We start from the raw sequence: 21,596 nt of genomic DNA on the forward strand, positions 1-21,596 counted from the left end.
AAAAGCTCTTTCTCAGCATAGCAGAAAAAGAGCTTTTTCACACGAACAATTGTTTCTAGTTTACCAATTATTGATGACGGGAAACAACGTTTTTCAATGCGTCTTTGGATTGGAAGCCAACCACTTTATCAACAGGCTGTCCGTCTTTGAAAACGATCAGTGTTGGGATACTCATAACGCCAAAGCGAGCAGCAGATTCCGGATTGTCATCTACGTTTACTTTTGCGATTTTCAAAGATTCAACTTCTTTATCCAGCTCTTCCAATACAGGAGCGATCATTTTACAAGGTCCGCACCAAGGTGCCCAGAAGTCTACAAGTACTGTACCTTCTCCTTCAACTTCTGTTTTAAAGCTGTTGTCAGAAACATTCACGATTGCCATGATAGTTCCTCCTTCTAAGAATGAATTTGATTTATAAGGTGAAAAGTAAGATTAAGCTCGTCACTTAACTTGCTTCGCATCACGTCAACATACAAAGTATACCACACTCATGTGCCTTTTCAACCAAGCCATAAGTTAGTAAAACGGGCATCCTTTGGTGTTACTTGGTCGGCAGACCTACAGGCAGTCCTTGGCGCCGCTGCTCTTCGATGTAGGAGATTCGATCCTTCAAATTAGCTTGAAGCAGCTGCAGCATCTCCATCTGCTTCTCGATTTCTTGAAGCTTCTCCGTATAAAGCGGGAGCAAATCATCGCACCCAGACTCCTGATTCTTCATCACACAGTTGAGAAAGCTCTCAATCTGTTCAGTCGTAAAGCCGAGGCTCAAATAAAATTGAATCGTCTTTACACGCTCGACTACCATTTGATTGTAGACCCGGTAGCCATTCTCTTCACGCTGTGTTGCGATCAGCCCTTTGGCTTCGTAGTAGCGCAAGGACCGAATACTTGCTCCGGTAAGCTTGGATAACTCACTAATCCGCATGGACTTCACTTCTTTCTTTTTACCTTCATGCATGGAGGGATGTCTTTACTATAAACCATAACACTAATGTCAGAGTCAAGTGATATTTTGCCTATTCTTCACGTTATTGCGATTGTTTGCACAATTGTCACTTTGATACGCTTTACAACTTTCGAGGAATATGGGTATACTAGGCTTACAAAATAAGAAATGTCGGACTAGGGGGTAATCACACATGAGCAATCAACACCCTGAGCATCACGTGTACGAAGAGCCGCGTAATGATTTCATGGACGTAGGTATAGGCTTTGGCGCATTTTTTGGCGTATTGTTCGTTATCGCAATCGTTGCTACCGTCATCCAAGTGATGAAATAAGATACTACATAAAAAGCCGCTTCGCATCATACTGCGAAGTGGCTTTTTTCTTACGAATTTCTCCTGCCATTGTAACCAAAAATGCGAACATACACTTATTTTCGAGGAAATCGACTATAATTGAACAAATAAGTGCGAAAGAGCAACCTTTTAGGCCGAAAATGACCAATCTGAGCAATTGCGGCAGAAATAGTTGCATGTTTGCAAGCTTTTCTGATGGAACTGTCTGCTCGGTGAGAAAAGATGCTTCATTGCATCTTCACAGCTACTTCATTGCAAAAAGAGAAGGCCCGCCAAGCATTGGCTGAGCCCCCTCTTTCTTAAACACTCTATTTCCCTCGCTTATTCGTCCCCGTTACCTCAACCACATCCACGAAAGGCCGTATACGGTCCATAATCCGCTGACCTTTATACTCCTCGTCCCCATCCTTGTTCGTGAAGCTGAAATGCTTCTCCAAGCCAGATAACGCGTAATTCGAGGTAAAAAAGGTTGGCTTCCGATTCATGCGATGATTCAAGATCGCGCCGATCACATGATCTCGCAGCCAAGGGTTCAAATTCTCAGCCCCAATATCATCAAAAACAAGCAGATCCGTTTCCTTCAGAAGATCAATCGTCTCCTTCAGCTTGTAAGGCTCTTGAAACATACCTTTCAAGTCTTCAGCAAAGTCCGGCATGTAGACGATAGCACCTGTCATACCGACCTTCGCTAGCTGATGCAGCATATAGCCCATTAAGAACGTCTTGCCCGTCCCGAACGATCCCGATAAATATAAGCCGCGGGTCTGAAGACCTTCCTCTATGGTCAAGTTGACATAGTCATTGATCTGCATAACAGCTTTTGCACGATCGAGATCCGCCTCCAAAATATCGCCAAACGAAAAGCTGCGCGAAATCATGCGCGGATCAACGTGAAACGTGCGAATACGGCTGCTGATGGCATCCTGCTGCCCTTTGGCGATGAACTTTTTACAAGCCACCTTCTCTTCATGGATAAAAGCTGCTTGGCCCTCTACGGCTTCAGCCGAGAGTATCGTATAATGCCCCGTCATGTCATTCGGACAGTTGTCCAAGCCAGGACAATTCGAGCAAGTTCTATATTCAGAAACATGCTGATACAGCTTGTTCATATTGATTTTAATCGCATAATCATCGACAAACGGATACTTCTGACGAAACTTCGCAATCAAAGGATCAGCGATCACACCTTGAATTTTCGCCTCTGCTTTTTTTCTCCACTCCGAATTGGGTAATGATTTGAGTATATGCGACAAGGATTCCATCCGCTCGGCACCTCCTTACAGTACTAGCTCTTGCGATTAAAACGCTCATCCAACTTCTGCGCCATTCGTCTAGCAGCCTCCAGCTCTTCAGCAGTCAGTCTAGTCGACGACGTCGTCCCCGTATCAGGCAGGACAATTGGGATATGAGGCTTCTGTGTCTTGCCCTGACGACCACGTGTAGCCGCGCCTCCGCCAGCTTTGGCAGATTCGACTTTAGAAGCGGCCTTCTGTTTGTAATTGATTTTCTCCCGAACATATTCAACAGCTTGCTCATACGTATGAATTTGCTTGCCTAACATATCCGATGCCACAGCCTCAATCGAGGACTTGGCCCAAGAACGACGATCGATGTGCAGGAAGTGAATTAGAACGTTGATAACTTCCTCTTTTAATTTATAGTTCAGATCAATTCTCTCAAAAATATTAAGTACGCCATCAGGTATCGAGCCCTGTGTGAAAAACATTTTGAGCACGGCCGTGTATGGCTCATTGCGCATGATGTAGTTGTATTGATGATCTGTGCATTCGCCCCGTAATTGTTGCGGAACTTCTAAGTAAAATGCCATTTCAACGGACTGTTCCGCTGACGGCTGAGTGTCATCCTCGGATTTGGATGTTGTTCGCTCCCGCTCCTCATCACGCTTCTTGCTCTGTCTGTAGAACAGATTCGCGTTATACTGCATGAGCTCCATGTCAAGCTCACCTTCTTCGGTGAATACGCCATCCTCATCCAGTAGGCGGCACGTTTCTTGCAATGAAAGGTTGTATTTCTTCGCCACGATATTGATGGCTACCATATGCTCCGGCTTGTGCTTCAACGCTTCTACGAACACGCGATTACTAGCACCGCGCGGGAATCTCATAATAATATCCGCATACTTGAAGCCCTTGGTCGTCACATCCATGCGAGCTTCCCCTTGCCCTTGCTTGCTTGCAGAAGCCTCATAGAGCGCTTGTTCCAGCTCATAATCTACGACCTGTGTATTCAAGCGGAATAGCTCATAAAAAGGAACCGATAAATTCTCCTCGGTCGCCTCCCGACACTCCTCAGGTTCTGGTGAAAGCAGATCTTCACGCAGCGACAACAACATAAACTTGCCTACCTTATCCCGTAGCAACAATGTTAAATGCTGATTTCGGAAAAATTCATTTGGTCCCAGCGGCGCAAAGAGCGTGTAGACGAAAACATAATCCTCTTCCTCTGGGATAAACTTGCGCGTTGTCTGAAGGAGACCAATCGCTTCCAGCTTAGAGGATTGTTCAATTAAGTACTTGCGGCCGCGCTCGCCATGCTCAAGATCAAGCAAAAGGAATAGCTTGCGCTGCTGTTCCATCGGTGAATAGCCTACCTTTTCAGCGCTCATTTGTTGATAGAGAGCCTGATAGAGACTAATCGCCAAGCCGCCGATCATCGGCTGATACATCATCGCTAACATTTTATAATCTAAACTGCTCAAAGAAAACTCACGGTTCACACAAAACCTGTGATTCTCGGTGAAATGCAGCATATTCGTCATTCTCATCCCGTTACAGCACCATCCTGCCTCAGTTCGACTCAAGTATAGCAGCTGCAATCAGCAACACTATGCCTCAGTCCCTCTCTATTAGTCTACCACAAAAATCGACAATCTTGGTATCTACAAGAGAAAAGATAATTTTACCTTTTGGGCAAGAAAAAGATTCCATCGCAACATGTCACTAGCAATGGAATCTTAGCTTAGGCTTAATTTATTTACATCTGTAGTGTTTGGTCTACAATCTCGAGTTCCTCTCCCACGTGCCCATACATCTGCGGATGCAGCTTCTGTGCGATGACAAGGTCCTGCTTCCTACGATCGGTCTGCCCCTTCTCCTTGAGGCTGTCTATCCATAAGTGAATAAGATCATTCATGCGCGTTGCGCTTTGAATCGGTATAGGATGCTTAGCATTTTTGATGAAAAAAAGAGAGCTATTTGGCAGCCCATTCTGAAGAATGTGGGCATAGGGATGAAATCCCGTATCTTTTTGACCATAGATCAATAAAACAGACTGCTGAATCCTCGGAAGACGACTTGTACAAGTATAACGCAGTGACTGTTCGAAATATGATTTGACGTTGCTTACCGCATCTCGTGAAGCATGCTCACTCAACTCATGATAGGTTGTCGGTTTATCGGCATTGCCATACGTAATCGCATTAATCAAAAATTTCATAATTCGACTAGGCTTTGACATGCGAACCGCTAGCCAAACCCTAATTCGATTGTAGGTGTCTGTTAATTCAGACATCCCGCTCACGATAATCCCCCCTACAAACCGGGTCGGATACGAGAGCAAAGCTTCCAGCGCAACAGTTCCGCCTGTTGAGTACCCGCACAGAAAGGCTTGCTCGATCCTTAGGAAATCAAGAAGCCCTATCATGTCTTTCGATATGAGTTCATAGCGCAACTCCTGCTCCGAACAAGCACTTGTACCATGACCTCTAATATCAAAAGTAATCACACGGAAATGTTCACTTAGTTGTTCTTTCTGGTAATTAAACGCTTCTAATGTAAGCAACGGAGGGTGAATAAACATAATGGGTGTTCCCCTAACCGACCCCGTTACCTCGTAGTGCAGTATTGTTCCATTCACATTCGCCCAAGGCACCGGCCGTGTCTCCTCCGTAAGTGAAGATTAGATAACTCCCTCTTAGCGTGACCCGAATGCCTTGCATTTATGACGAATTAGAACATTTTGAAGCCGCGAATACGTAATGCTTTAATCGCAGAGCCGCTCAAAATCGCGCCAACTAAACCACCGATTGCAGGAATCACATCGACAATTGTAAAGCTCTCGTCACTGGAAAGGAAGGATGAAGAGCCCATGTATCCATAGATAATGATCCCGATCACCAAAGCGATAAATGCGTATAGCGGGAACCACGTTGTTTTCATCAACATGTTCAAAATAAATCCAATTCCAAAAAATAACACCATCATTAAGACAGTGGCAATGACCATTTGCAGCACAATAGTTCCCCCTTAAATATGTAAGAGCACTTGATTCTTCGGCTCCTGTTGCTCCTATTATTGTAATCGACAGGAAGGTACAGGTAAAGTGTACACAAATTGAACAATTTAGGCGGAACTTCACCCTTTGTTCATTTGCCCTTTCTCCATGAATTGGATACAATGTAGGGGATATTAGCCCTTGAATGGAGGAACAACAATGAGTGAAGCCGTACAAACGCTGGAAGGCTGGTATGCGCTCCATGATTTCCGTCTGATGGATTGGAATGCATGGCATGCCGCAACCCCGCAAGAACGCAAGCACGCATCGGAAGAACTGCAAACTTTCTTGTCCCAGTGGCAGCAAGTTGAAAATGATAAACTAGGCAGCACTGCTGTTTATAGCATCGTAGGTCAAAAAGCTGACTTCGTTTTCATGCAGCTGCGTGAAACGCTAGAAGAGCTAAATGAGCTTGAAACTGCTTTTAACAAGTCTAGCTTTGCAGCCTTTACTATACCCGTTTATTCCTACGTTTCGATCGTAGAATTGAGCAGCTATCTTGCGAAGCCAGGCGTTGATCCTGCACAGGATCCTGAACTTCAAGCGCGCTTGAAGCCAATTCTGCCAAAATCCAAGCATATCTGCTTCTATCCGATGAACAAGCGTCGCGATGGCAATGACAACTGGTACATGCTGCCTTCCGACGATCGCAAAACAATGATGCGCAGCCACGGGATGATCGGCCGTACATACGCAGGTAAAGTGAAACAAATCATTACCGGCTCCGTTGGATTAGATGATTGGGAATGGGGCGTTACACTATTCTCCGATGATCCGCTTCATTTTAAAAAACTCGTGTACGAAATGCGCTTTGATGAAGTCAGCGCGCGCTTTGGCGAATTCGGAGATTTCTACGTGGGCAATGTGATGCTTCCTGAGAAATTCGCGGCATTCATTCAAATTTAAAGACTTAAGAGCGAAGGATGCTATCCTTTGCTCTTTTTTCATATACATAAAAAAAAAGCACTGCTCGATAACGAGCAATGCTTCTTACAATCATTTATTCATCGTCCTCGTCATCTCGCAAAGCGGCTGCCAACTCGGCTTCCATCTGTGCCTTACGTGCCAAATACTCTTCTGTATCACGGTCACGTTGACGACTTTTTTCCTTCAGACGTTCAATCGCAGGAAGAATGAGAATATCGATTTCCTTTTGCACAACAGCGACATGATCGTAACGTTTCTCCGTCTCTAAAAAGTGACCGACCTCGATCAAGGCGTTGTACCGATCCAGTTCATCCCGGGTAAGAAGTCCTCTTACTTGGACACTACAGTGTCGCATGGCCATTCCCCCGTAAGCGAGATTTGACTAGAAACGACCTTTACGTATAACTAATGGAATTCCGCCAATAATGTAAAGGTATCTCATATCAACCACTTTTTTCATCATAGCTGCTACATTACCTTTCAATTTACGGGAACCAACGATACCAATCGCTTGACCTTTACCAAGGGAAGCTACTGTACCTTTATTCGAGTATTTGAAAGCTTTCATTTGCGATCCACGGATCGACGCAATCAAGTTGTGTGCTACAGCTTCACCTTGCTGCATAGCAATTTGTGCTGTTGGCGGGTATGGTCTGCCTTCATCGTTCATCACGATGGAACAGTCACCCACAACATAGATGTTATCGAAGCCTGGCGCATGCAGATGCTCATCTACTTTAATTCTTCCGCGCATTGTTTCGAAGCCAGCTTCGTCTAGCATATGGTTACCGCGGATACCGCCAGTCCATACAACTGTAGCTGCTTTAATAAACTCGTCGCCAGCAATAAGAACGCCTTCTGGTGTACATTCTTTGATCGCTGTACCAATTTTGAAAGTAATCCCTTTGTCAGTTAGAACTTTCATAGCGTACTCAACAAGCTCAGGGTCAAAACCTGGCAATGCCGTTGGAGCAGCTTCAATATTATAAATCTTCACAAGGGAAGGATCTACGTCGAACTCTTTGCAAAGCAATGGAATGCGATCAGCAAGCTCACCAATGAATTCAATACCCGTGAAGCCTGCGCCACCGATAACGAATGTCAGGTAATCTTTGCGATCTGGTTCACGCTTGAATTTCGCGAATTGATACTCAATGTGCTCACGGATGAAACGAACACTGTTGATACTGCGAATGTTCAAAGCATTTTCTTTAAGGCCAGGAATACCGAAAGTTTCTGCTTCGCCGCCTAGTCCGATTACTAGGTAGTCATAAGAAAGCGTTCCGTCTTCCAGAATAACCTTTTTCTCGTGTGGACGAATTTGTGTAACGGTCGATTTCACGAAATCAACTTTAAATTCATCAATCAATTTCAAAATATTCACGCGTGCATTCTCAGGATTATCCGTTCCCGCTGCAGGCATGTGAAGATGTGTAGTAATGTAGTGGTAATCATGTTTGTTGACCAACGTAACATCAGCTTCATTGTAGTTCAATTCCTTCTGCAAACGAATAGCAGCAAGGATTCCGCCGTAACCGGCTCCTAATATCACGATTCTTGGTATTCTACTCATGTCTCTCTCACTTCCATATCCGTATTTTGTCCATGGTCTCTCTATCTTGTGAAAAATTACACAAACAGCTTCAAAAGTAGTATACTGCTACTAGTTTGCACGCTTTCGAAGTGAATTATGATTAAACAGCTTGAATTTTGTCACAACATGCGTAAACCGATTCTCATGATATGATATAATTTTCATAAGTAAATATCAAGTGCTATTTTGCTTTAAAATAAGGCATTCTGGCCTTTCTAGCTCGTCCAGCCGATGTAAGCATTACTTATCATATTGATAAGCGAATTTTATAAGAAATCCTCTACTGAAGCATTCAAAATATGGAAACAATCCGTCCTATTCAAAATGTATAAAGAATTTAAACTTTTCGGTTCTCTTCAATAAAAGAGGCGTTTATAATGATAATGATTATCGATTTATTCAGAATACTTACACATATCCGGACCAAATCGGAGGTTCTATTATGAGCGTGAGAGAAATAAATCAAGAAATCGTTGATATTATTGTAATCGGCGGCGGTCCCGCTGGCATGTTCGCTTCCTTCTACGCGGGAATGCGTCAAGCTTCTGTGAAAATTATTGAAAGCATGCCGCAGCTAGGCGGCCAACTTGCAGCCTTATATCCTGAAAAATATATTTATGACGTCGCCGGCTTTCCGAAAGTAACTGCGCAAGAGCTAGTTCATAATTTGTCTGTACAAATGAAACACTTCCCGATCGGCATTTGCTTGGAAGAGAAGGTTCATCAGGTTGTGAAAAAGGAAGAACGTCTTTTCGAAATTACGACGAATAAAGGTGTTCATTTGAGCCATGCCATCATTATTACAGCTGGTGTTGGGGCATTTGAGCCGCGCCGTCTTGAATTACCGGAAGCTGCCCAGTTCGAGAAGAAAAACCTGCATTACTTCGTCAATGATTTGAATACTTTTGCCGGACAAAAAGTTGTGATTAGCGGCGGCGGTGATTCTGCCGTTGACTGGGCATTGATGCTTGAGCCGATTGCAGAGCAAGTCACCTTAATCCACCGTAGAGATAAATTTCGCGCTCATGAGCACAGTGTAGAAAATCTAATGAACTCCAAGGTTAACATCGTTACACCAACGGAGATCACGAAGCTTCACGGAACAGATCGTATCGAACAAATTACGCTTAAAAATATAAAATCAGGCAAAGAAACGATCCACGATGTCGATGCCGTCATCATTAATTTCGGCTTCGTATCCTCACTTGGGCCAATTTCTGAATGGGGTCTTGCCATCGAAAGCGGCTCAATTCTCGTTGATTCCCGTATGGAGACGAATATCCCAGGCATCTTCGCGGCTGGCGATATTACTACTTACCCTGGTAAATTGAAATTGATTGCGGTTGGCTTCGGTGAAGCACCTACTGCAATCAACAACGCCAAAGTTTACATTGATCCCAGTGCGAAGCTTTCACCAGGTCACAGCTCGAGCTTGAAATTGTAATCCAAAATAAACGGCTACGCCGTCCTTCATGGACGGGAGCGTTTATGAAGAAATATAGCCAAATTATGATGTGAAATTTATAAATTCTTATATTTTAAAGAAACGAAATGGGGTATTCTATTCCTAATCTACGGATTAGGAGGAATACCCCTTTGTCATCTATATGTCCAGTTTGTAATGGTCTGCAAGAATTGCAAACCAACTGTCCTGTATGCTCGCAGCGTATGTCTGACCATGGTAAGCTGAGTGACTGGCTCGGTCCCTATTCGCCTTACGAGATGAACGACATGTCAGCGACAAACGAGGATGGCGGCGATCACCAGGATCATTGCCTGCATCTCTTGAATTGTCCCGCTTGCCATTCCAGCTATACCATGCAAATACCTGCTGGCGAGCTTTAGTTAAGTGGCGTGTCATCCTTCACAAGCACAGATAGTTTTAACTTTCGTCTCTGTATTTCCGCGAGCAAAAGTTCAAGAAAATCGGATTCTAATCTCAAATCTAGTGCTTTGTAATAAGAGTCGATCAACGTCTCATCGCTAATTTGTCTCACTGAAATCACCCATATTCTATAATTTAAATTAATAGTATCATGGGGTTTTTAATAGAACAAGCGTTCCGTTATCCACAGATAACTGTGCATATCCTGTGGGTAAATTGTTAATATGTACCATAAGTGCAGGTTTCATATGGGGGGATAATGTGCATAAACTTATGCACATCCAAAACCTGCCAGTTACTGATAAAAAAAAATGATCACTAATTTAGGCATTTTTCACATTACCTTAACATAACCTTCATCTTTTTCACAAAATTGAAAAGAAATTTTAATCATCATTTAATATTCATCGTTTACAATGGTACTAGAACGACAAATTAAAGGAGCTGAACCAATATGATCGTCTACGATATCGTAGTAAATGGCGTCATTAAAGAAACAATTAAACCGCGTAAGAACCGTTTGAAAGAAATTTATGCTTATATGCAGGAACAAACGAAGCTTATGCAAGCCAAGTATGGGGACAACGTTCGAATTACAGGCCGAATTGTGTATTAAGGCTTTCACCTTCGGCCCTCCATTTATACCCCTAAATAATCCCTTTCCGATGCAATACGGTTATTAATCGATAGAAATCATAGCTGCCCTTCTCAGGTGTATCAATGAGTCCTGCTTTTACTGCCGCTTCAATGCTGGGTTTTGCCCAGGCTGGTATGACAGTTAGGGCCGCCTGCTCCTCGAGTGAATGAATTCTATTGGTTAACTCTGCGATTTGTGCCTGTAGTTTCTCTAACATCCGTATGACCTCCTCATCAAAAAAAGTTAACCCTTCTGTTGCTATAATCGCATTCAATTTACTCGCATAGGCAGGGTCAGTCGCATAGCCACTGCTTTGTAAAGCTATTGTCTGCGCTTGTGGACTATTCGCTGACCGAACTGCCGTATAGCGATTTGCTTCAAATAGCAGATCCTGATCACGGAATCCGTCCTCAATAGACGCATACGCACGAAAATCGCCTACCACATTTGTCACTTGCTCCCCTTTAATGAATTCCCAAGTTCTAGCAGAGACGCGATCACCCTGCCAGTAAGGCGTAAGCACGCCATTTCCTACTTTGTATCCCACAAGATTGTTCCACGCATTAATTTGACCACCTGTCTCCAGCAACGCTTGAGCAATTCGGACAGAAGGGAAAATCGTTGAGCCCTCTAATCGAAGCTTCACAGCAATCGGCGCAACGAGATCGATGAAATCCTTTCTTGTTGCCATATAACTCCCTCCCCTCTAGCAACTGCAAGTACTAGCTGTATATCCTATCATATTCCAAATATTAGTAGATTGAAACGGCTCATATATAGCTTATCAGCGCTTATTCTCACTTTACTTTTCCCTTACGTTAATGTTTATTTAATGGGAAAGGAAGTGACGACGCATGCAAATTAAAGATGTAGCTTCAAAATTGAATATTTCCCCACGGGCGATACGCTTCTACGAAGATAAAGGACTTATTTCGCCCTCCAAGCAGGAGAATAATTTATATAGAACGTTTACAGATAAGGAAATATGGCGTTTACAAACGATTATTTCACTGAGAGAAGCAGGCATGACGATTGCAGATATTAAAAAAGCGTTGAATGACTCTGCTGTAGAAGATAAGGAACAATTGCAGTATTACTTAGAATTACAACGATCTGTTGTGTATGCACAATGGCTGGAGTTCAAGCAGATCATCGAGACCACCGATACCATGATAGAACTATTGAAGCGTAACGAGTCACTGCCGATAGATGATATTTTTTCACTAGCTGAGGGCTCCAAACGACTTCGAGAAACGAGGAAAAATTGGCAGGATACTTGGAACTTCGACCATCAAGCGCATACGCATGACGAGCAAGTTTACCATAATGACAATGAGTATAAAGACTACGAGGAAGCACTTGATCGAACGCTCCAATGGGTTAAACCTAAGGCTCAGGAACGAGGACTTGATATTGGGACAGGAACTGGTAATTTAGCAGCTAAATTTATAAAGGGCGGCATCCAGATGTCTGGCGTAGACCAATCGAGAGAAATGATCAAACAATGCCAAAACAAACATCCTCACATGGAAGTTAAGCTTGGAAATTTCCTGGCGATTCCTTACATGGATAATCAATTCGATTTTGTCGTTACCTCATTCGCTTTACATCATGTTTCACCCGAACAAAAAGGGTTAGCTTTAGAGGAAATGCGCCGCGTACTGCGACCTCACGGCAGAATTTGCATAACAGATGTCATGTTCGAGGATGAACTAGCCAAAGAACATTATATGAAACAATTGATCGAACAAGGGAGATTAGACCTCCACTCAACGATTCAAAAACAGCATTATTCCAATTGCTCTTCCCTTTTAGCTTGGTTTGACGACAATGGGTATATCACAAAGCATCACCAAATCAATGAGTTGCTTTATATCGTTTATGCGGTTCCCATTCAATCATAGTTGATATATCTCTCTTGACCTTCTCCTAACGTTAATCCTTATGATGACACTGTAAACATTCATCCTTAGGAGGAAACACTACCATGCCAAATCATGAACATATTTACGCTCATCAAGCCGATATGTATGAGCGTCTTATTTCCAAGCAAGAGAGTTTGTATGCTAACATCCAGGCCATCCTGCCCGTAGAAGGCTTGGACATCATTGATATGGGAGCTGGCTCTGGCCGACTTACCTGTGTCCTAGCCCCGAAAGCGAAGTCAATCTTAGCGTTAGATGAATCAGAAGCAATGCTCCAGCTAGCCGCAGATCGACTTCAACAAGCTGGATTACACAACTGGCGCACGCAAGTCGCGGACCACAGACATATTCCTGCTGAGGATCAAAGTGCCGATCTCATCGTTTCTGGGTGGAGTATCTGTTATCTTGGGAGTTCGAACATCGAGAATTGGAAAGCGAATATTCACCAAGTCATGCGAGAGATTGCTCGTGTTTTGCGCCCAGGCGGCACGATTATCATCGTTGAGAACTTTGGCACGGGCTCTGAAACGCCGAATCCGCCGCATTTTTTACTCGATTATTATAAGCTGCTGCAAGAAGAGTATGGCTTTTCGCATAGTTGGATTCGAACCGACTATACGTTTGAAAGTGTCGATGAGGCCGAGATGCTCACGCGATTTTTCTTTGGAGATCAGGTTGCAGACAAGGTTGTTGAGGAGCAGCTGAAGGAACTGCCGGAGTGTGCGGGAGTTTGGTGGGTTAAGATGTAAAGTGTAAAAACAAAAAACCTCCGAAATTGTGTATTTGAATCATACACAGTCTCGGAGGTTAAAATTATTTAATTAAGCCTCAACCTTATCATCACAAGGCTCAGGTGTTCCTTCATAATCCGCTGGCTTGAAGGATGATCCACAACCACACGATGCTACCGCATTCGGGTTATTGATCGTAAAGCCGCCACCCATCCCTTTGTCTTCGAAGTCGATTTGGACACCGTATAAATACTTGGCGCTCTCCTCGTCTACGACAACTTTAAGGCCATGAATGGTAAATTCTTTATCGTCAGACTTTTGATCATCGTCGAAGCCCATTCCATAAGAAAAGCCGCTGCAACCTCCAGCCTTCACGCCAAGACGTAAGAAAAGCTTAGGTGATTCTTCCGATGCCAATAGCTCTTTAATTTTATCGCTTGCTGATTCACTGATAGTAATCATAATGGAAATCCCTCCCTGATGTTTCCCTTCTTCAAGGAAAACTAGCGTTGGTATACGAAGTGCTTGCTTCAAGTATACTCCTAATCCAACCGTTGCTCAAGGGCAGCTGTTCACTGTTTAGGACGTCTTGTTGCATAATACTGCAATAGCAGCTGGTCTAGGTCTCGACTGCATTGCTGCACGTCAGGATGAAGAAACCCATAAGAGGTCCCCAGACTCACCATTTTGCCACGAAGCTGTTCAATTTTGATATGAAGTCGTTCCTGCGGTTCGGTCACGAATAATGGTAGCACGATTATTATCACCTTTAGCCCTTACGTAATCACATTGCAATAGTATACAGGAATTTGTTAATATTGGGAATAACATTTTACCAAATTCATCGAAAAAAAACATCCCATGAATAACATTGTCGATTTATCTTCAACGTTCGATGTTGCCCCTCCCAAGTAGGAGGTTTATAATAAGAGGGATAGATAGCATGTATCGTTATAAAATAGGTGTGAATTCCTTAACCGAACTGGTTGACAGGTACGCGAGCAACTCACATCACTAGGCGCACCTGGGTTTTGCTGCTGGCTGCGTCGTTTCATTATGCGGTTTAATATATTTTCACAGGAGGCATGTGAGTATGAGTATTTCAACGATAGATCCGGTCAAACGGATGGCTGAGATTGCTGACAAGGTTGAGAATGGCGAACGTTTGACCATGGAAGATGGGATCTTCTTATATGAATCTGACGACCTCTTAACCATTGGTCAATTAGCAAATAAAGTGAATACGCGATTAAACGGAAACAAGGTATATTTTGTACAAAATATGAGCTTGTATTTCACGAATGTGTGTGAAGAGCATTGTTCTTTTTGCCATTTCCGCCGCGACGAAGGTCAAGAAGGTGCTTACACCCTAACACCGGATCAAATGTTAGACTATATCGCCGAGAATTTTAACCCGGAAATTAAAGAATTCCATATTAGTCAGGGGCATAACCCTCATCTGCCTTTCGAGTATTATGTCGATTGCATTCGTAAATTAAAGCAAGCCTATCCTGATGTGACGATTAAAGCTCATACGGCAGCTGAAATCGAATTTTTCTCCCGGATTAGCGGTTTAAGCTACCGCGATGTGCTCAAAACGTTGATGGATGCTGGACTTTCCACACTGCCAGGTGGTGGAGCGGAAATTCTGACTGAACGTTACCGCGCCAAAATGAAGGTTGAGAAAGCATCCTCAGAAGAGTGGCTGGATGTACATCGCCAAGCACATTTGCTTGGTATGAAAACACATGCAACGATGCTATATGGTTCGATTGAAACGAAGGAAGAACGGATTCGTCATATGATGCTTCTTCGTGAGCTGCAAGATGAAACTGGCGGTTTCCTAGTATTCATCCCGAACTCTGTACAACCAGCAAGTAAAAATGCAGGTCTCAAACGACGTGTTCCAGCTTGGGACGAGCTCAAAACGATTGCGATCAGCCGCTTAATGCTGGATAATTTCCCGCACATTAAGGCTTATTTTATTAATATCGGAACAAAACTTACACAGCTTTCCTTCACCTTCGGTGCTTCAGATGCACATGGTACGATCGTGAAAGAGAAAATTTCTCACGCAGCAGGCGCACTTTCACCTGAAGGTCTTACACGCGATGAGCTCGTCTGGCTCATTCAAGGTTCAGGCCGCGACGCGGTAGAACGTGACACCTTTTATAATGAAATCAAAGTGTATGAGAGATAATAGAGAATAGATCATCGTTCAGAAGGGATTTTGGTTGGCTATGAAAAAGTTTGTCATTCTCGGAGGAGGCTATGGCGGTCTAACCATAGCTTTAAATTTGCTGGAAAAGGATCTACCAGCGGACACAGAACTTATTATGATTGATCGCAGCCCATTTCAAGGCCTAAAAACCGAGTATTATGCACTCGCTTCTGGGACTATTGCTGAAACACATATTCGCGTTGCTTATCCGGATGATTCTCGGTTGCAGCTCGTTTACGGAGAGGTTTCTGGCGTTGATCTGGAAACTAAACAAATTAATTTCCACGACAAAGAACCAATCACCTACGACTGGCTAGTCATCGGCCTTGGTTGTGTGGACAGCTATCATGGCATTGTCGGTGCCCAGGAGTTTTCCTCCAGCATCCAAACGTTGGCTCAGACGCGCGCCACTTATCAGCGCATTAACAATATTTCGCCATATGGACAAGTGTCCATTATTGGTGGAGGGTTAAGCGGTGTTGAAATGGCTTCAGAGCTGCGCGAAAGCCGCCCTGACTTGAATATCCGCTTGATCGACCGGGGGCCAAGTCTGCTCTCCGCTTTTCCAACAAATCTTCAACAGTACGTTCGTGAATGGATGATCGAGCATCATATTGAGCTGCGAACTCATGTAACATTGGTTCGTCTAGACGGCGGCGATCTGTATAATCAAGAAGAAATTATTCGCACAGATGCGACAATTTGGACGGCTGGCATTCAGCCTACGCCAATAGTTGAAGCTTTGAATGTACCAAAAGATCGTCAGGGACGTATTCTGTTAAATGAGTACCATCAAATTCCTGACTTCGAAGAAGTTTTTGTCGTGGGTGACTGTGCGTCATTGCCATTCTCACCAAGCGCGCAAGCAGCACAAGCACAAGGCAAGCAAATTGCAGAAGCAATTCAAGCGATTTGGCAAGGCGAGACGCCGCGGCTTGGGAAGATCAAGCTGAGAGGCACACTCGGTTCACTAGGTAAAAAGAGCGGCTTCGGCATTATGGGTAAACGTACTTTAATGACAGGAAAAATTGCGCGTATGCTGAAAAGCGGCGTGCTTTGGAAATCCAAGCGCCACTTTGGTTAGAATTCCGTTATTCGCTAAGCAAATCGTACATGGCTTCAAGCTGTTTAATTTTCTCTAAAATGAGTTCAAGGAGACTCTCCGCGCTTTCTGCGGCAATGATTTCACCGTTGACTAGCGCGTAAGGCTCCATATAACATTGGCCGCAATTGCCAAGACAGCCGTACTCCATCACGTCGAATTCCGGATTTTGTTCGAGCTCTTTCATTACTTTATCAGTGCCTGTGTGCATATTGCTGGCACAAAATTCAATTATAGGTCTCATGAATAAATTCCACCCCATGCTGTAGTTTCAGGTTGAAAACCATTTTCATTTAATGCGTATTGTACTATAATAGATAAAGAAAGGAGATGAATCAAATGACAGAAAAAACCAAAGAAGCGATTTACGATGAAGTTCTTGAGGTTTTAGATAAACTTCGTCCTTTCCTACAACGCGATGGCGGTGACGTCGATCTAGTTGATGTGGAAGACGGAATCGTAAAATTGAAACTTATGGGTGCCTGCGGCAGCTGCCCGAGCTCGACGATCACGTTAAAAGCTGGTATTGAGCGCGCGTTGGTTGAAGAAGTAGAAGGCATTACAGAAGTCGTACAGGTATTCTAATTACGACTATAACATAAGAAAGAGCTTACCTCCACGGTAAGCTCTTTTTGCTATGCAGCGGTCTATTCGGATTTCCGTTGTTTAAGTACAGGCAAGGGTTGAATAGGATCTAGCGCACCCGAGATGTCCATAATATTGCCTGTGATGAAATCCGAGTTAGGCGAGCAGAGGAAATCAATGACACGCGCCACATCCTCCCCCGTTCCCGGTCTTCCTACAGGCGTTTCACCATCCACTTCTAATCGCGCTTCTTCCATCGTGCGTTCTTTGTTCTTCCCGCGAATATCGCCTGGACAGATCATATTGACCGTGATGCCATGCGCAGCTTCTTCCTCGGCTAATGTTTTGGTGAACGAGACTAAGCCAACCTTAGCCGCCGCATAAGCAGCTCGATGCGTCCAGCCCCTCGCTTCCGCAGCTTTGCCGAAGCCGAAATGAATAATGCGTCCCCATCGATTCGCTCTCATCATCGGCAGGACGAGATGATCCAGCTCCATCACACCTATCAGGTTCCCCCGCATTAAATAATCAATTTCATCCATGCTATAGTCAGCAAAAAAGCGACGTTCTCGTACAAATGGCCCTGCATTGTTCACAAGGATATCGATCGTTCCCAGCTTTGAGACGGTTTCTTCAACCATACGGATAATATCCTCGCGTTTGGCTACATCCCCTTGTACCGCGATACTGCGAACACCCATGTCCGTTAACTGCTGGACAAGCTCAGTCGCTTCCTTCTCGCTTGTTACGTAATTGATAGCGACCTGGCAGCCCTTCTTGGCTAAAGCCAATGCCGTCATTTTGCCTAAACCCTTGGCACTGCCTGTAACAAGCACTGTTCGACCTCTTAATGGCATGGCCCACTACCCCTTTGTCACGTATGCCGTAATGTAAGTAAATGCTATTGTTAAGGTTCGGCAAACCATGTCAAATCCCTGCTCCAAATCGGACAAATTCTGCTTCACATTCTCAAGTTGAATGCGCTCTCCAAGCATCGGTTCTTTCTGCAAAAGATCGTCCAGCATCTCCGCATTAATATAATGAATTTCCATATTACGTAAGTTACGAAGTCGATCAAGCGGCACTTTATACTCCATTTTGAGGGTATACAGCTGAAGCTCTAATGAGCCATGGATCTGCTTCTCATGCATATATCGGAGCACAGTAAAATACGAAAATCGCGATTTTAATGTCTCTGTTTTTAATTTGAAAAGATCATTCATGAACGTGCCTAGCTTATCTAAAATAGAAAATATCCGAATGAACGCATTTTTATAGAAATACACGAATCGTTGATAAGTTTCTGTCTCTTGCGAATTCATGTCCTCCAAAAATGCTTTCACAATACGCTCGCCATACCGCTCGCAGCAATATTTGCTCTGTTCGAGCTCATCTAACGCATCGATAAATCCCTTACTCCATATCTCTTGACGATGGAAGATCGAATATTTCGTAGAGAGGTAACTCTGTTCGGTTTTGAGATGTTTCATATAGGCTCTTACCGCGTTGCCAGCTTCCAGCAGCAGTCCGCTGTCGATACGTTTCGGCTCATTAAATAACACACGAAGCATACGATTACCTCCCTTTTTAACTCATACTCTGATCACCTTGTTACTTCGTTAACGTTGTACCCGTAGTTGCAGGCAAGGGTGCGCGCTTAGCACCTGCTGTACGATCACGTTGTACGAAATACATGGCAGCCAATACACCAGCTCCTCCGAGATACTGACTCAGCGAGATGGATTCTCCGAGGAAGAAGAACCCTCCAAACGCAGCTGTTACAGGGAGTAGGTAGCCATAGGCGGATGATTTAAATGGTCCTAGCTTAGCCAAGCTCCAATTGTGCAAGGAGAAGCCTACCGCAGTTGCCAGCAGTGAGGTATAGATCAAGCTGATCCAACCCGTTTGAGAGATGGCAGCGAAATAGGCACCATCCGCTCGTAAAAGTACGAAAGGCAGTAAGGATAAGGCTCCTGCTGTCATTTCAAATGAGATTAAGATCGGCAGCGGATATTTCACCACTAATCGATTCATCCCTATCAGATAAATGGCGCCCATAAAGCTGCGCATCAGCAGTAAAATATCGCCTCGAAAGGTATCACTGCCTAAGTGAAAGCCTTCGGCTCCCCCTGATACGATCAGGATCACACTGCCAAGCGCTAGTGGAATTCCTAGGAGTACCCGCCACGTCAGCCTTACTTGACCCGCAATAACAGCGATGATCACCGTAATGACGGGCATAAAGCCTCGGCCTAGCACAGCGCCATTAGCGGCATTGGAAAACTGCAGCGCATACTGCAGAAGTGCTTCCATTCCGACGGCATTGAGAATCCCTAATCCACAGATGAGCAATAAATCACGTCCTGCGATCTGAAAACGCAGCGACCGTGAACGATAATAAAAGTAAGTATAGACCCACAGGATCGGAATCATACTCGCGAAACGCAGGCCATTAAAGACGAGACTGTCCCATTCTCTGCCCCCAATTTTGAGGGAAGCTAAATTCATCCCCCAAAGCAGGTACACAAGAACAAAGCCAAGATGCGGATATATGGCTCGAAGGCGTCCCCCGCTCATCACGCGAAATATTCCTTCCATCTGCAATCAACGAGCTCTACGATATCTTCGCGTGGGAACAGCTCATCAGGATAACCAGGCTTCATCCGAGCATCAATCACAATCGGAACTTCATAGGCAATATGATGACGGTTCACACTGGACTGCGCGTACATATCGCTTGCAGGGTTAAAGCGTGTGAATACCGTCCATAAGAATTTCGTTTGGTCATTTGCAATGCCGCTGGCATCATCGACTAAGATGACCATTGGCCATTGCTTCAGTCTGCTAGCCGCATTGGCAAGCAGACGCTGCGGCAGTTCTGGCTCTGCGGCATAGGACGCGCCAGAGACGAGCAGACAGCCGCCACAGTAAACAGCGATGTCATGGATCTCAGGCAGCTCACCCTCGGTGTATGCCCTTGGCAGCTCGCGTATAGGGTCACCTGTACCGAGCAGTACGGCTTTCGAGCCGTGGTTGAGCTGACCGCCGGTATAATCCAACGTATCGTGTGACGTTTTATTAAATATGAATAGATCCCTTGCCGGATCGAAACGTTCCAGTACGGTTTCAAACAGCTGTGAGAAGTTCGCTAATGTCGTCGGACGGTCCGTCACGATCAGGAACTTCGTGAGGGATAGCTGTCCCTCACCGAGAATGCGGAACGCCGTGCCGAGCGCCTCACGGCTGTAGCTTTCGCGGACGACAGCGGCTGCGAGCGGGTGGAACCCGGTCTCGGCATACGTCCACAAGTCCTTCACCCCTGGCATCGCCATCGGGAACGCGGGCTCCAGCAGTCTTTGCAGGAACTCGCCAAGGAAGTAATCCTCTTGGCGAGGTTTGCCGACGATCGTCGCCGGATAGATCGCATCTTTGCGGTGCCACACATGATTCACGTTGAAAACGGGGAAATCATGGATGAGTGAGTAATACCCGAAGTGGTCGCCGAACGGCCCTTCGGGGCGTCTCAGATGCGGCGGAACGGAGCCGCATATCGCGAACTCCGCCTCGGCCACGAGGCGGTGCCCCCCATGGGGATTCTCCACCATGGGCAGCTTCTGCCCGAGGATGAGCGAAGCGAGCATCAGCTCGGGCAAGTGCTCAGGCACCGGCGCAATCGCCGAGGCGATGAGCGCAGGCGGGCCGCCCAGGAACACGGTGACAGGCAGCGCCTGGTTGCGCTTCTCGGCTTCGTGGTAGTGGAAGCCGCCGCCTTTATGTATTTGCCAGTGCATCCCGGTTGTGAAGTCATCATACACCTGCATGCGATACATGCCTAGGTTATGATGACCGCCGTCGGGATGCTCGGTGTAGACGAGCGGTAGCGTGACGAACGGACCGCCATCTTCTTGCCAGCTCGTCAGGACAGGCAGTCCTGCGAGCGGGTTGTCCTGCTTCAAGCCGCCGAGAATCGGCGCTTGGTTCGGTTGAATCTTTTTCGTCCCTACTTTCATCAAGTCGAGGATGAGACCTCTTTCGCCCCATAGCGCTTTAGGGGTTGGCGGCATCAAAGTGCTAGTTGCGTTGATAACCGCTTTCATGAATTGCTCCGGCTTCGGACCGAAAGCCAGATCAACCCTTCTGGTTGTGCCGAATAGGTTCGTGACAACAGGAAAGCTGCTTCCTTTTACATTTGTGAAAAGTAATGCAGGTCCCTGCTCGTCGATCACACGGCGATGGATTTCCGCAAGCTCAAGATTCGGGTCCACGGGAGCGGATATTTCAATCAATTCTTTTTCATTACGCAAAATCTCTAGAAACGCTCGTAAATTCGTTGGTACCATCGGAACTTCCACCTTTACCTGTAAGATATATAGTCATTCATGATTCGTGAGGAT

General features: G+C 45.1%; 27 protein-coding genes. 10 read left to right on the forward strand and 17 right to left on the reverse strand.

Annotation, left to right across the window (positions count from 1 at the left end; translation table 11 throughout):
• Positions 1 to 67 precede the first annotated feature (67 nt).
• Positions 68 to 382 carry a thioredoxin gene (gene trxA, locus AC58UX_RS25650; protein ID WP_057313094.1) on the reverse strand — a complete coding sequence of 105 codons (315 nt, stop codon included), beginning with the start codon at positions 380 to 382 and terminating at the stop codon, positions 68 to 70.
• Positions 383 to 542: 160 nt separating this feature from the next.
• Positions 543 to 959, reverse strand: a complete 417-nt coding sequence (locus AC58UX_RS25655) for a MerR family transcriptional regulator (RefSeq protein WP_497258014.1) — start codon at positions 957 to 959, stop codon at positions 543 to 545.
• Between the two features lie 181 nt (positions 960 to 1,140).
• Here AC58UX_RS25655 and AC58UX_RS25660 point away from each other — a divergent pair, with 181 nt between their 5' ends.
• A complete protein-coding gene (locus tag AC58UX_RS25660) occupies positions 1,141 to 1,281 on the forward strand; it encodes a YqzM family protein (protein WP_497258016.1) in 141 nt (46 codons plus the stop codon).
• A gap of 329 nt (positions 1,282 to 1,610) precedes the next feature.
• Here AC58UX_RS25660 and dnaI read toward each other — a convergent pair whose 3' ends face one another.
• The 4 genes from dnaI to AC58UX_RS25680 form a co-directional block, all read right to left on the reverse strand.
• A complete protein-coding gene (dnaI, locus tag AC58UX_RS25665) occupies positions 1,611 to 2,564 on the reverse strand; it encodes a primosomal protein DnaI (protein ID WP_497258018.1) in 954 nt (317 codons plus the stop codon).
• Between the two features lie 23 nt (positions 2,565 to 2,587).
• Positions 2,588 to 4,087 (reverse strand): replication initiation and membrane attachment family protein, encoded by a 1,500-nt coding sequence (locus tag AC58UX_RS25670; protein WP_497258020.1) that lies wholly within the window; start codon positions 4,085 to 4,087, stop codon positions 2,588 to 2,590.
• Between the two features lie 209 nt (positions 4,088 to 4,296).
• Complete coding sequence (locus AC58UX_RS25675; RefSeq protein ID WP_497258022.1) at positions 4,297 to 5,193, reverse strand: alpha/beta fold hydrolase; 897 nt, start codon at positions 5,191 to 5,193, stop codon at positions 4,297 to 4,299.
• A gap of 77 nt (positions 5,194 to 5,270) precedes the next feature.
• Positions 5,271 to 5,555, reverse strand: coding sequence for a YuiB family protein (locus AC58UX_RS25680; protein WP_497258024.1), 285 nt, complete (start codon positions 5,553 to 5,555; stop codon positions 5,271 to 5,273).
• Between the two features lie 199 nt (positions 5,556 to 5,754).
• Between AC58UX_RS25680 and hemQ the strand changes: the two genes are divergently transcribed.
• The gene (gene hemQ / locus AC58UX_RS25685) at positions 5,755 to 6,501 is read left to right on the forward strand and encodes a hydrogen peroxide-dependent heme synthase (RefSeq protein ID WP_497258026.1); all 747 of its coding nucleotides are present in this window, start codon (positions 5,755 to 5,757) and stop codon (positions 6,499 to 6,501) included.
• A 94-nt stretch (positions 6,502 to 6,595) separates the two neighbouring features.
• Here the strand turns inward: hemQ and AC58UX_RS25690 are convergent, their stop codons facing one another.
• Both AC58UX_RS25690 and AC58UX_RS25695 read right to left on the reverse strand, forming a co-directional pair.
• Positions 6,596 to 6,877 carry a hypothetical protein gene (locus tag AC58UX_RS25690; protein ID WP_497258028.1) on the reverse strand — a complete coding sequence of 94 codons (282 nt, stop codon included), beginning with the start codon at positions 6,875 to 6,877 and terminating at the stop codon, positions 6,596 to 6,598.
• Between the two features lie 27 nt (positions 6,878 to 6,904).
• Positions 6,905 to 8,095, reverse strand: a complete 1,191-nt coding sequence (locus AC58UX_RS25695) for an NAD(P)/FAD-dependent oxidoreductase (RefSeq protein ID WP_497258030.1) — start codon at positions 8,093 to 8,095, stop codon at positions 6,905 to 6,907.
• Between the two features lie 463 nt (positions 8,096 to 8,558).
• Here AC58UX_RS25695 and AC58UX_RS25700 point away from each other — a divergent pair, with 463 nt between their 5' ends.
• A complete protein-coding gene (locus tag AC58UX_RS25700; protein WP_497258032.1) occupies positions 8,559 to 9,560 on the forward strand; it encodes an NAD(P)/FAD-dependent oxidoreductase in 1,002 nt (333 codons plus the stop codon).
• Between the two features lie 224 nt (positions 9,561 to 9,784).
• Positions 9,785 to 9,961 carry a hypothetical protein gene (locus AC58UX_RS25705; protein ID WP_497258034.1) on the forward strand — a complete coding sequence of 59 codons (177 nt, stop codon included), beginning with the start codon at positions 9,785 to 9,787 and terminating at the stop codon, positions 9,959 to 9,961.
• On the opposite strand, the gene sda is transcribed toward AC58UX_RS25705, so the two are convergent.
• Positions 9,958 to 10,122 (reverse strand): sporulation histidine kinase inhibitor Sda, encoded by a 165-nt coding sequence (gene sda, locus AC58UX_RS25710; RefSeq protein WP_497258036.1) that lies wholly within the window; start codon positions 10,120 to 10,122, stop codon positions 9,958 to 9,960. The two genes, AC58UX_RS25705 and sda, sit on opposite strands and share 4 nt — an antisense overlap.
• A 333-nt stretch (positions 10,123 to 10,455) precedes the next feature.
• On the opposite strand from sda, the gene AC58UX_RS25715 reads away from it, so the two are divergent.
• Entirely contained in the window at positions 10,456 to 10,617 is a 162-nt protein-coding gene (locus AC58UX_RS25715; RefSeq protein ID WP_497258038.1) for a mechanosensitive ion channel protein MscL, read from the forward strand.
• Between the two features lie 31 nt (positions 10,618 to 10,648).
• Here AC58UX_RS25715 and AC58UX_RS25720 read toward each other — a convergent pair whose 3' ends face one another.
• Positions 10,649 to 11,329 (reverse strand): glycoside hydrolase family 73 protein, encoded by a 681-nt coding sequence (locus tag AC58UX_RS25720; protein WP_497258041.1) that lies wholly within the window; start codon positions 11,327 to 11,329, stop codon positions 10,649 to 10,651.
• 163 nt (positions 11,330 to 11,492) lie between these two features.
• On the opposite strand from AC58UX_RS25720, the gene AC58UX_RS25725 reads away from it, so the two are divergent.
• Positions 11,493 to 12,542, forward strand: a complete 1,050-nt coding sequence (locus tag AC58UX_RS25725) for a MerR family transcriptional regulator (protein WP_497258043.1) — start codon at positions 11,493 to 11,495, stop codon at positions 12,540 to 12,542.
• 83 nt (positions 12,543 to 12,625) lie between these two features.
• The gene (locus AC58UX_RS25730; protein WP_497258045.1) at positions 12,626 to 13,312 is read left to right on the forward strand and encodes a class I SAM-dependent methyltransferase; all 687 of its coding nucleotides are present in this window, start codon (positions 12,626 to 12,628) and stop codon (positions 13,310 to 13,312) included.
• 72 nt (positions 13,313 to 13,384) lie between these two features.
• Here AC58UX_RS25730 and AC58UX_RS25735 read toward each other — a convergent pair whose 3' ends face one another.
• Positions 13,385 to 13,756: a HesB/IscA family protein gene (locus tag AC58UX_RS25735; RefSeq protein WP_497258047.1), complete on the reverse strand. Its 372-nt coding sequence runs from the start codon at positions 13,754 to 13,756 to the stop codon at positions 13,385 to 13,387.
• 110 nt (positions 13,757 to 13,866) lie between these two features.
• The gene (locus tag AC58UX_RS25740) at positions 13,867 to 14,049 is read right to left on the reverse strand and encodes an aspartyl-phosphate phosphatase Spo0E family protein (protein WP_235549861.1); all 183 of its coding nucleotides are present in this window, start codon (positions 14,047 to 14,049) and stop codon (positions 13,867 to 13,869) included.
• A gap of 338 nt (positions 14,050 to 14,387) precedes the next feature.
• On the opposite strand from AC58UX_RS25740, the gene mqnE reads away from it, so the two are divergent.
• On the forward strand, positions 14,388 to 15,494 hold the full coding sequence (gene mqnE / locus AC58UX_RS25745) for an aminofutalosine synthase MqnE (RefSeq protein ID WP_497258050.1): 1,107 nt from the start codon (positions 14,388 to 14,390) through the stop codon (positions 15,492 to 15,494).
• 40 nt (positions 15,495 to 15,534) lie between these two features.
• Entirely contained in the window at positions 15,535 to 16,599 is a 1,065-nt protein-coding gene (locus AC58UX_RS25750) for an NAD(P)/FAD-dependent oxidoreductase (RefSeq protein WP_497258052.1), read from the forward strand.
• A gap of 7 nt (positions 16,600 to 16,606) precedes the next feature.
• Here AC58UX_RS25750 and AC58UX_RS25755 read toward each other — a convergent pair whose 3' ends face one another.
• On the reverse strand, positions 16,607 to 16,861 hold the full coding sequence (locus AC58UX_RS25755) for a YuzB family protein (RefSeq protein WP_497258054.1): 255 nt from the start codon (positions 16,859 to 16,861) through the stop codon (positions 16,607 to 16,609).
• 95 nt (positions 16,862 to 16,956) lie between these two features.
• On the opposite strand from AC58UX_RS25755, the gene AC58UX_RS25760 reads away from it, so the two are divergent.
• Positions 16,957 to 17,202 (forward strand): NifU family protein, encoded by a 246-nt coding sequence (locus AC58UX_RS25760; protein ID WP_028558591.1) that lies wholly within the window; start codon positions 16,957 to 16,959, stop codon positions 17,200 to 17,202.
• 62 nt (positions 17,203 to 17,264) lie between these two features.
• Here the strand turns inward: AC58UX_RS25760 and AC58UX_RS25765 are convergent, their stop codons facing one another.
• Genes AC58UX_RS25765 through AC58UX_RS25780 form a run of 4 tightly spaced genes read right to left on the reverse strand, consistent with a single transcriptional unit; the run spans position 17,265 to position 21,542 of the window.
• Entirely contained in the window at positions 17,265 to 18,059 is a 795-nt protein-coding gene (locus AC58UX_RS25765; protein WP_497258056.1) for an SDR family oxidoreductase, read from the reverse strand.
• Positions 18,060 to 18,065: 6 nt separating this feature from the next.
• A complete protein-coding gene (locus AC58UX_RS25770; protein ID WP_497258058.1) occupies positions 18,066 to 18,773 on the reverse strand; it encodes a Cthe_2314 family HEPN domain-containing protein in 708 nt (235 codons plus the stop codon).
• Between the two features lie 40 nt (positions 18,774 to 18,813).
• Positions 18,814 to 19,800, reverse strand: a complete 987-nt coding sequence (locus tag AC58UX_RS25775; RefSeq protein WP_497258060.1) for a DMT family transporter — start codon at positions 19,798 to 19,800, stop codon at positions 18,814 to 18,816.
• Complete coding sequence (locus AC58UX_RS25780; RefSeq protein WP_497258062.1) at positions 19,779 to 21,542, reverse strand: UbiD family decarboxylase; 1,764 nt, start codon at positions 21,540 to 21,542, stop codon at positions 19,779 to 19,781. The genes AC58UX_RS25775 and AC58UX_RS25780 overlap by 22 nt, the downstream gene beginning before the upstream one ends.
• Positions 21,543 to 21,596 lie beyond the last annotated feature (54 nt).

It is taken from the genome of Paenibacillus sp. J22P90 (assembly GCF_059692195.1).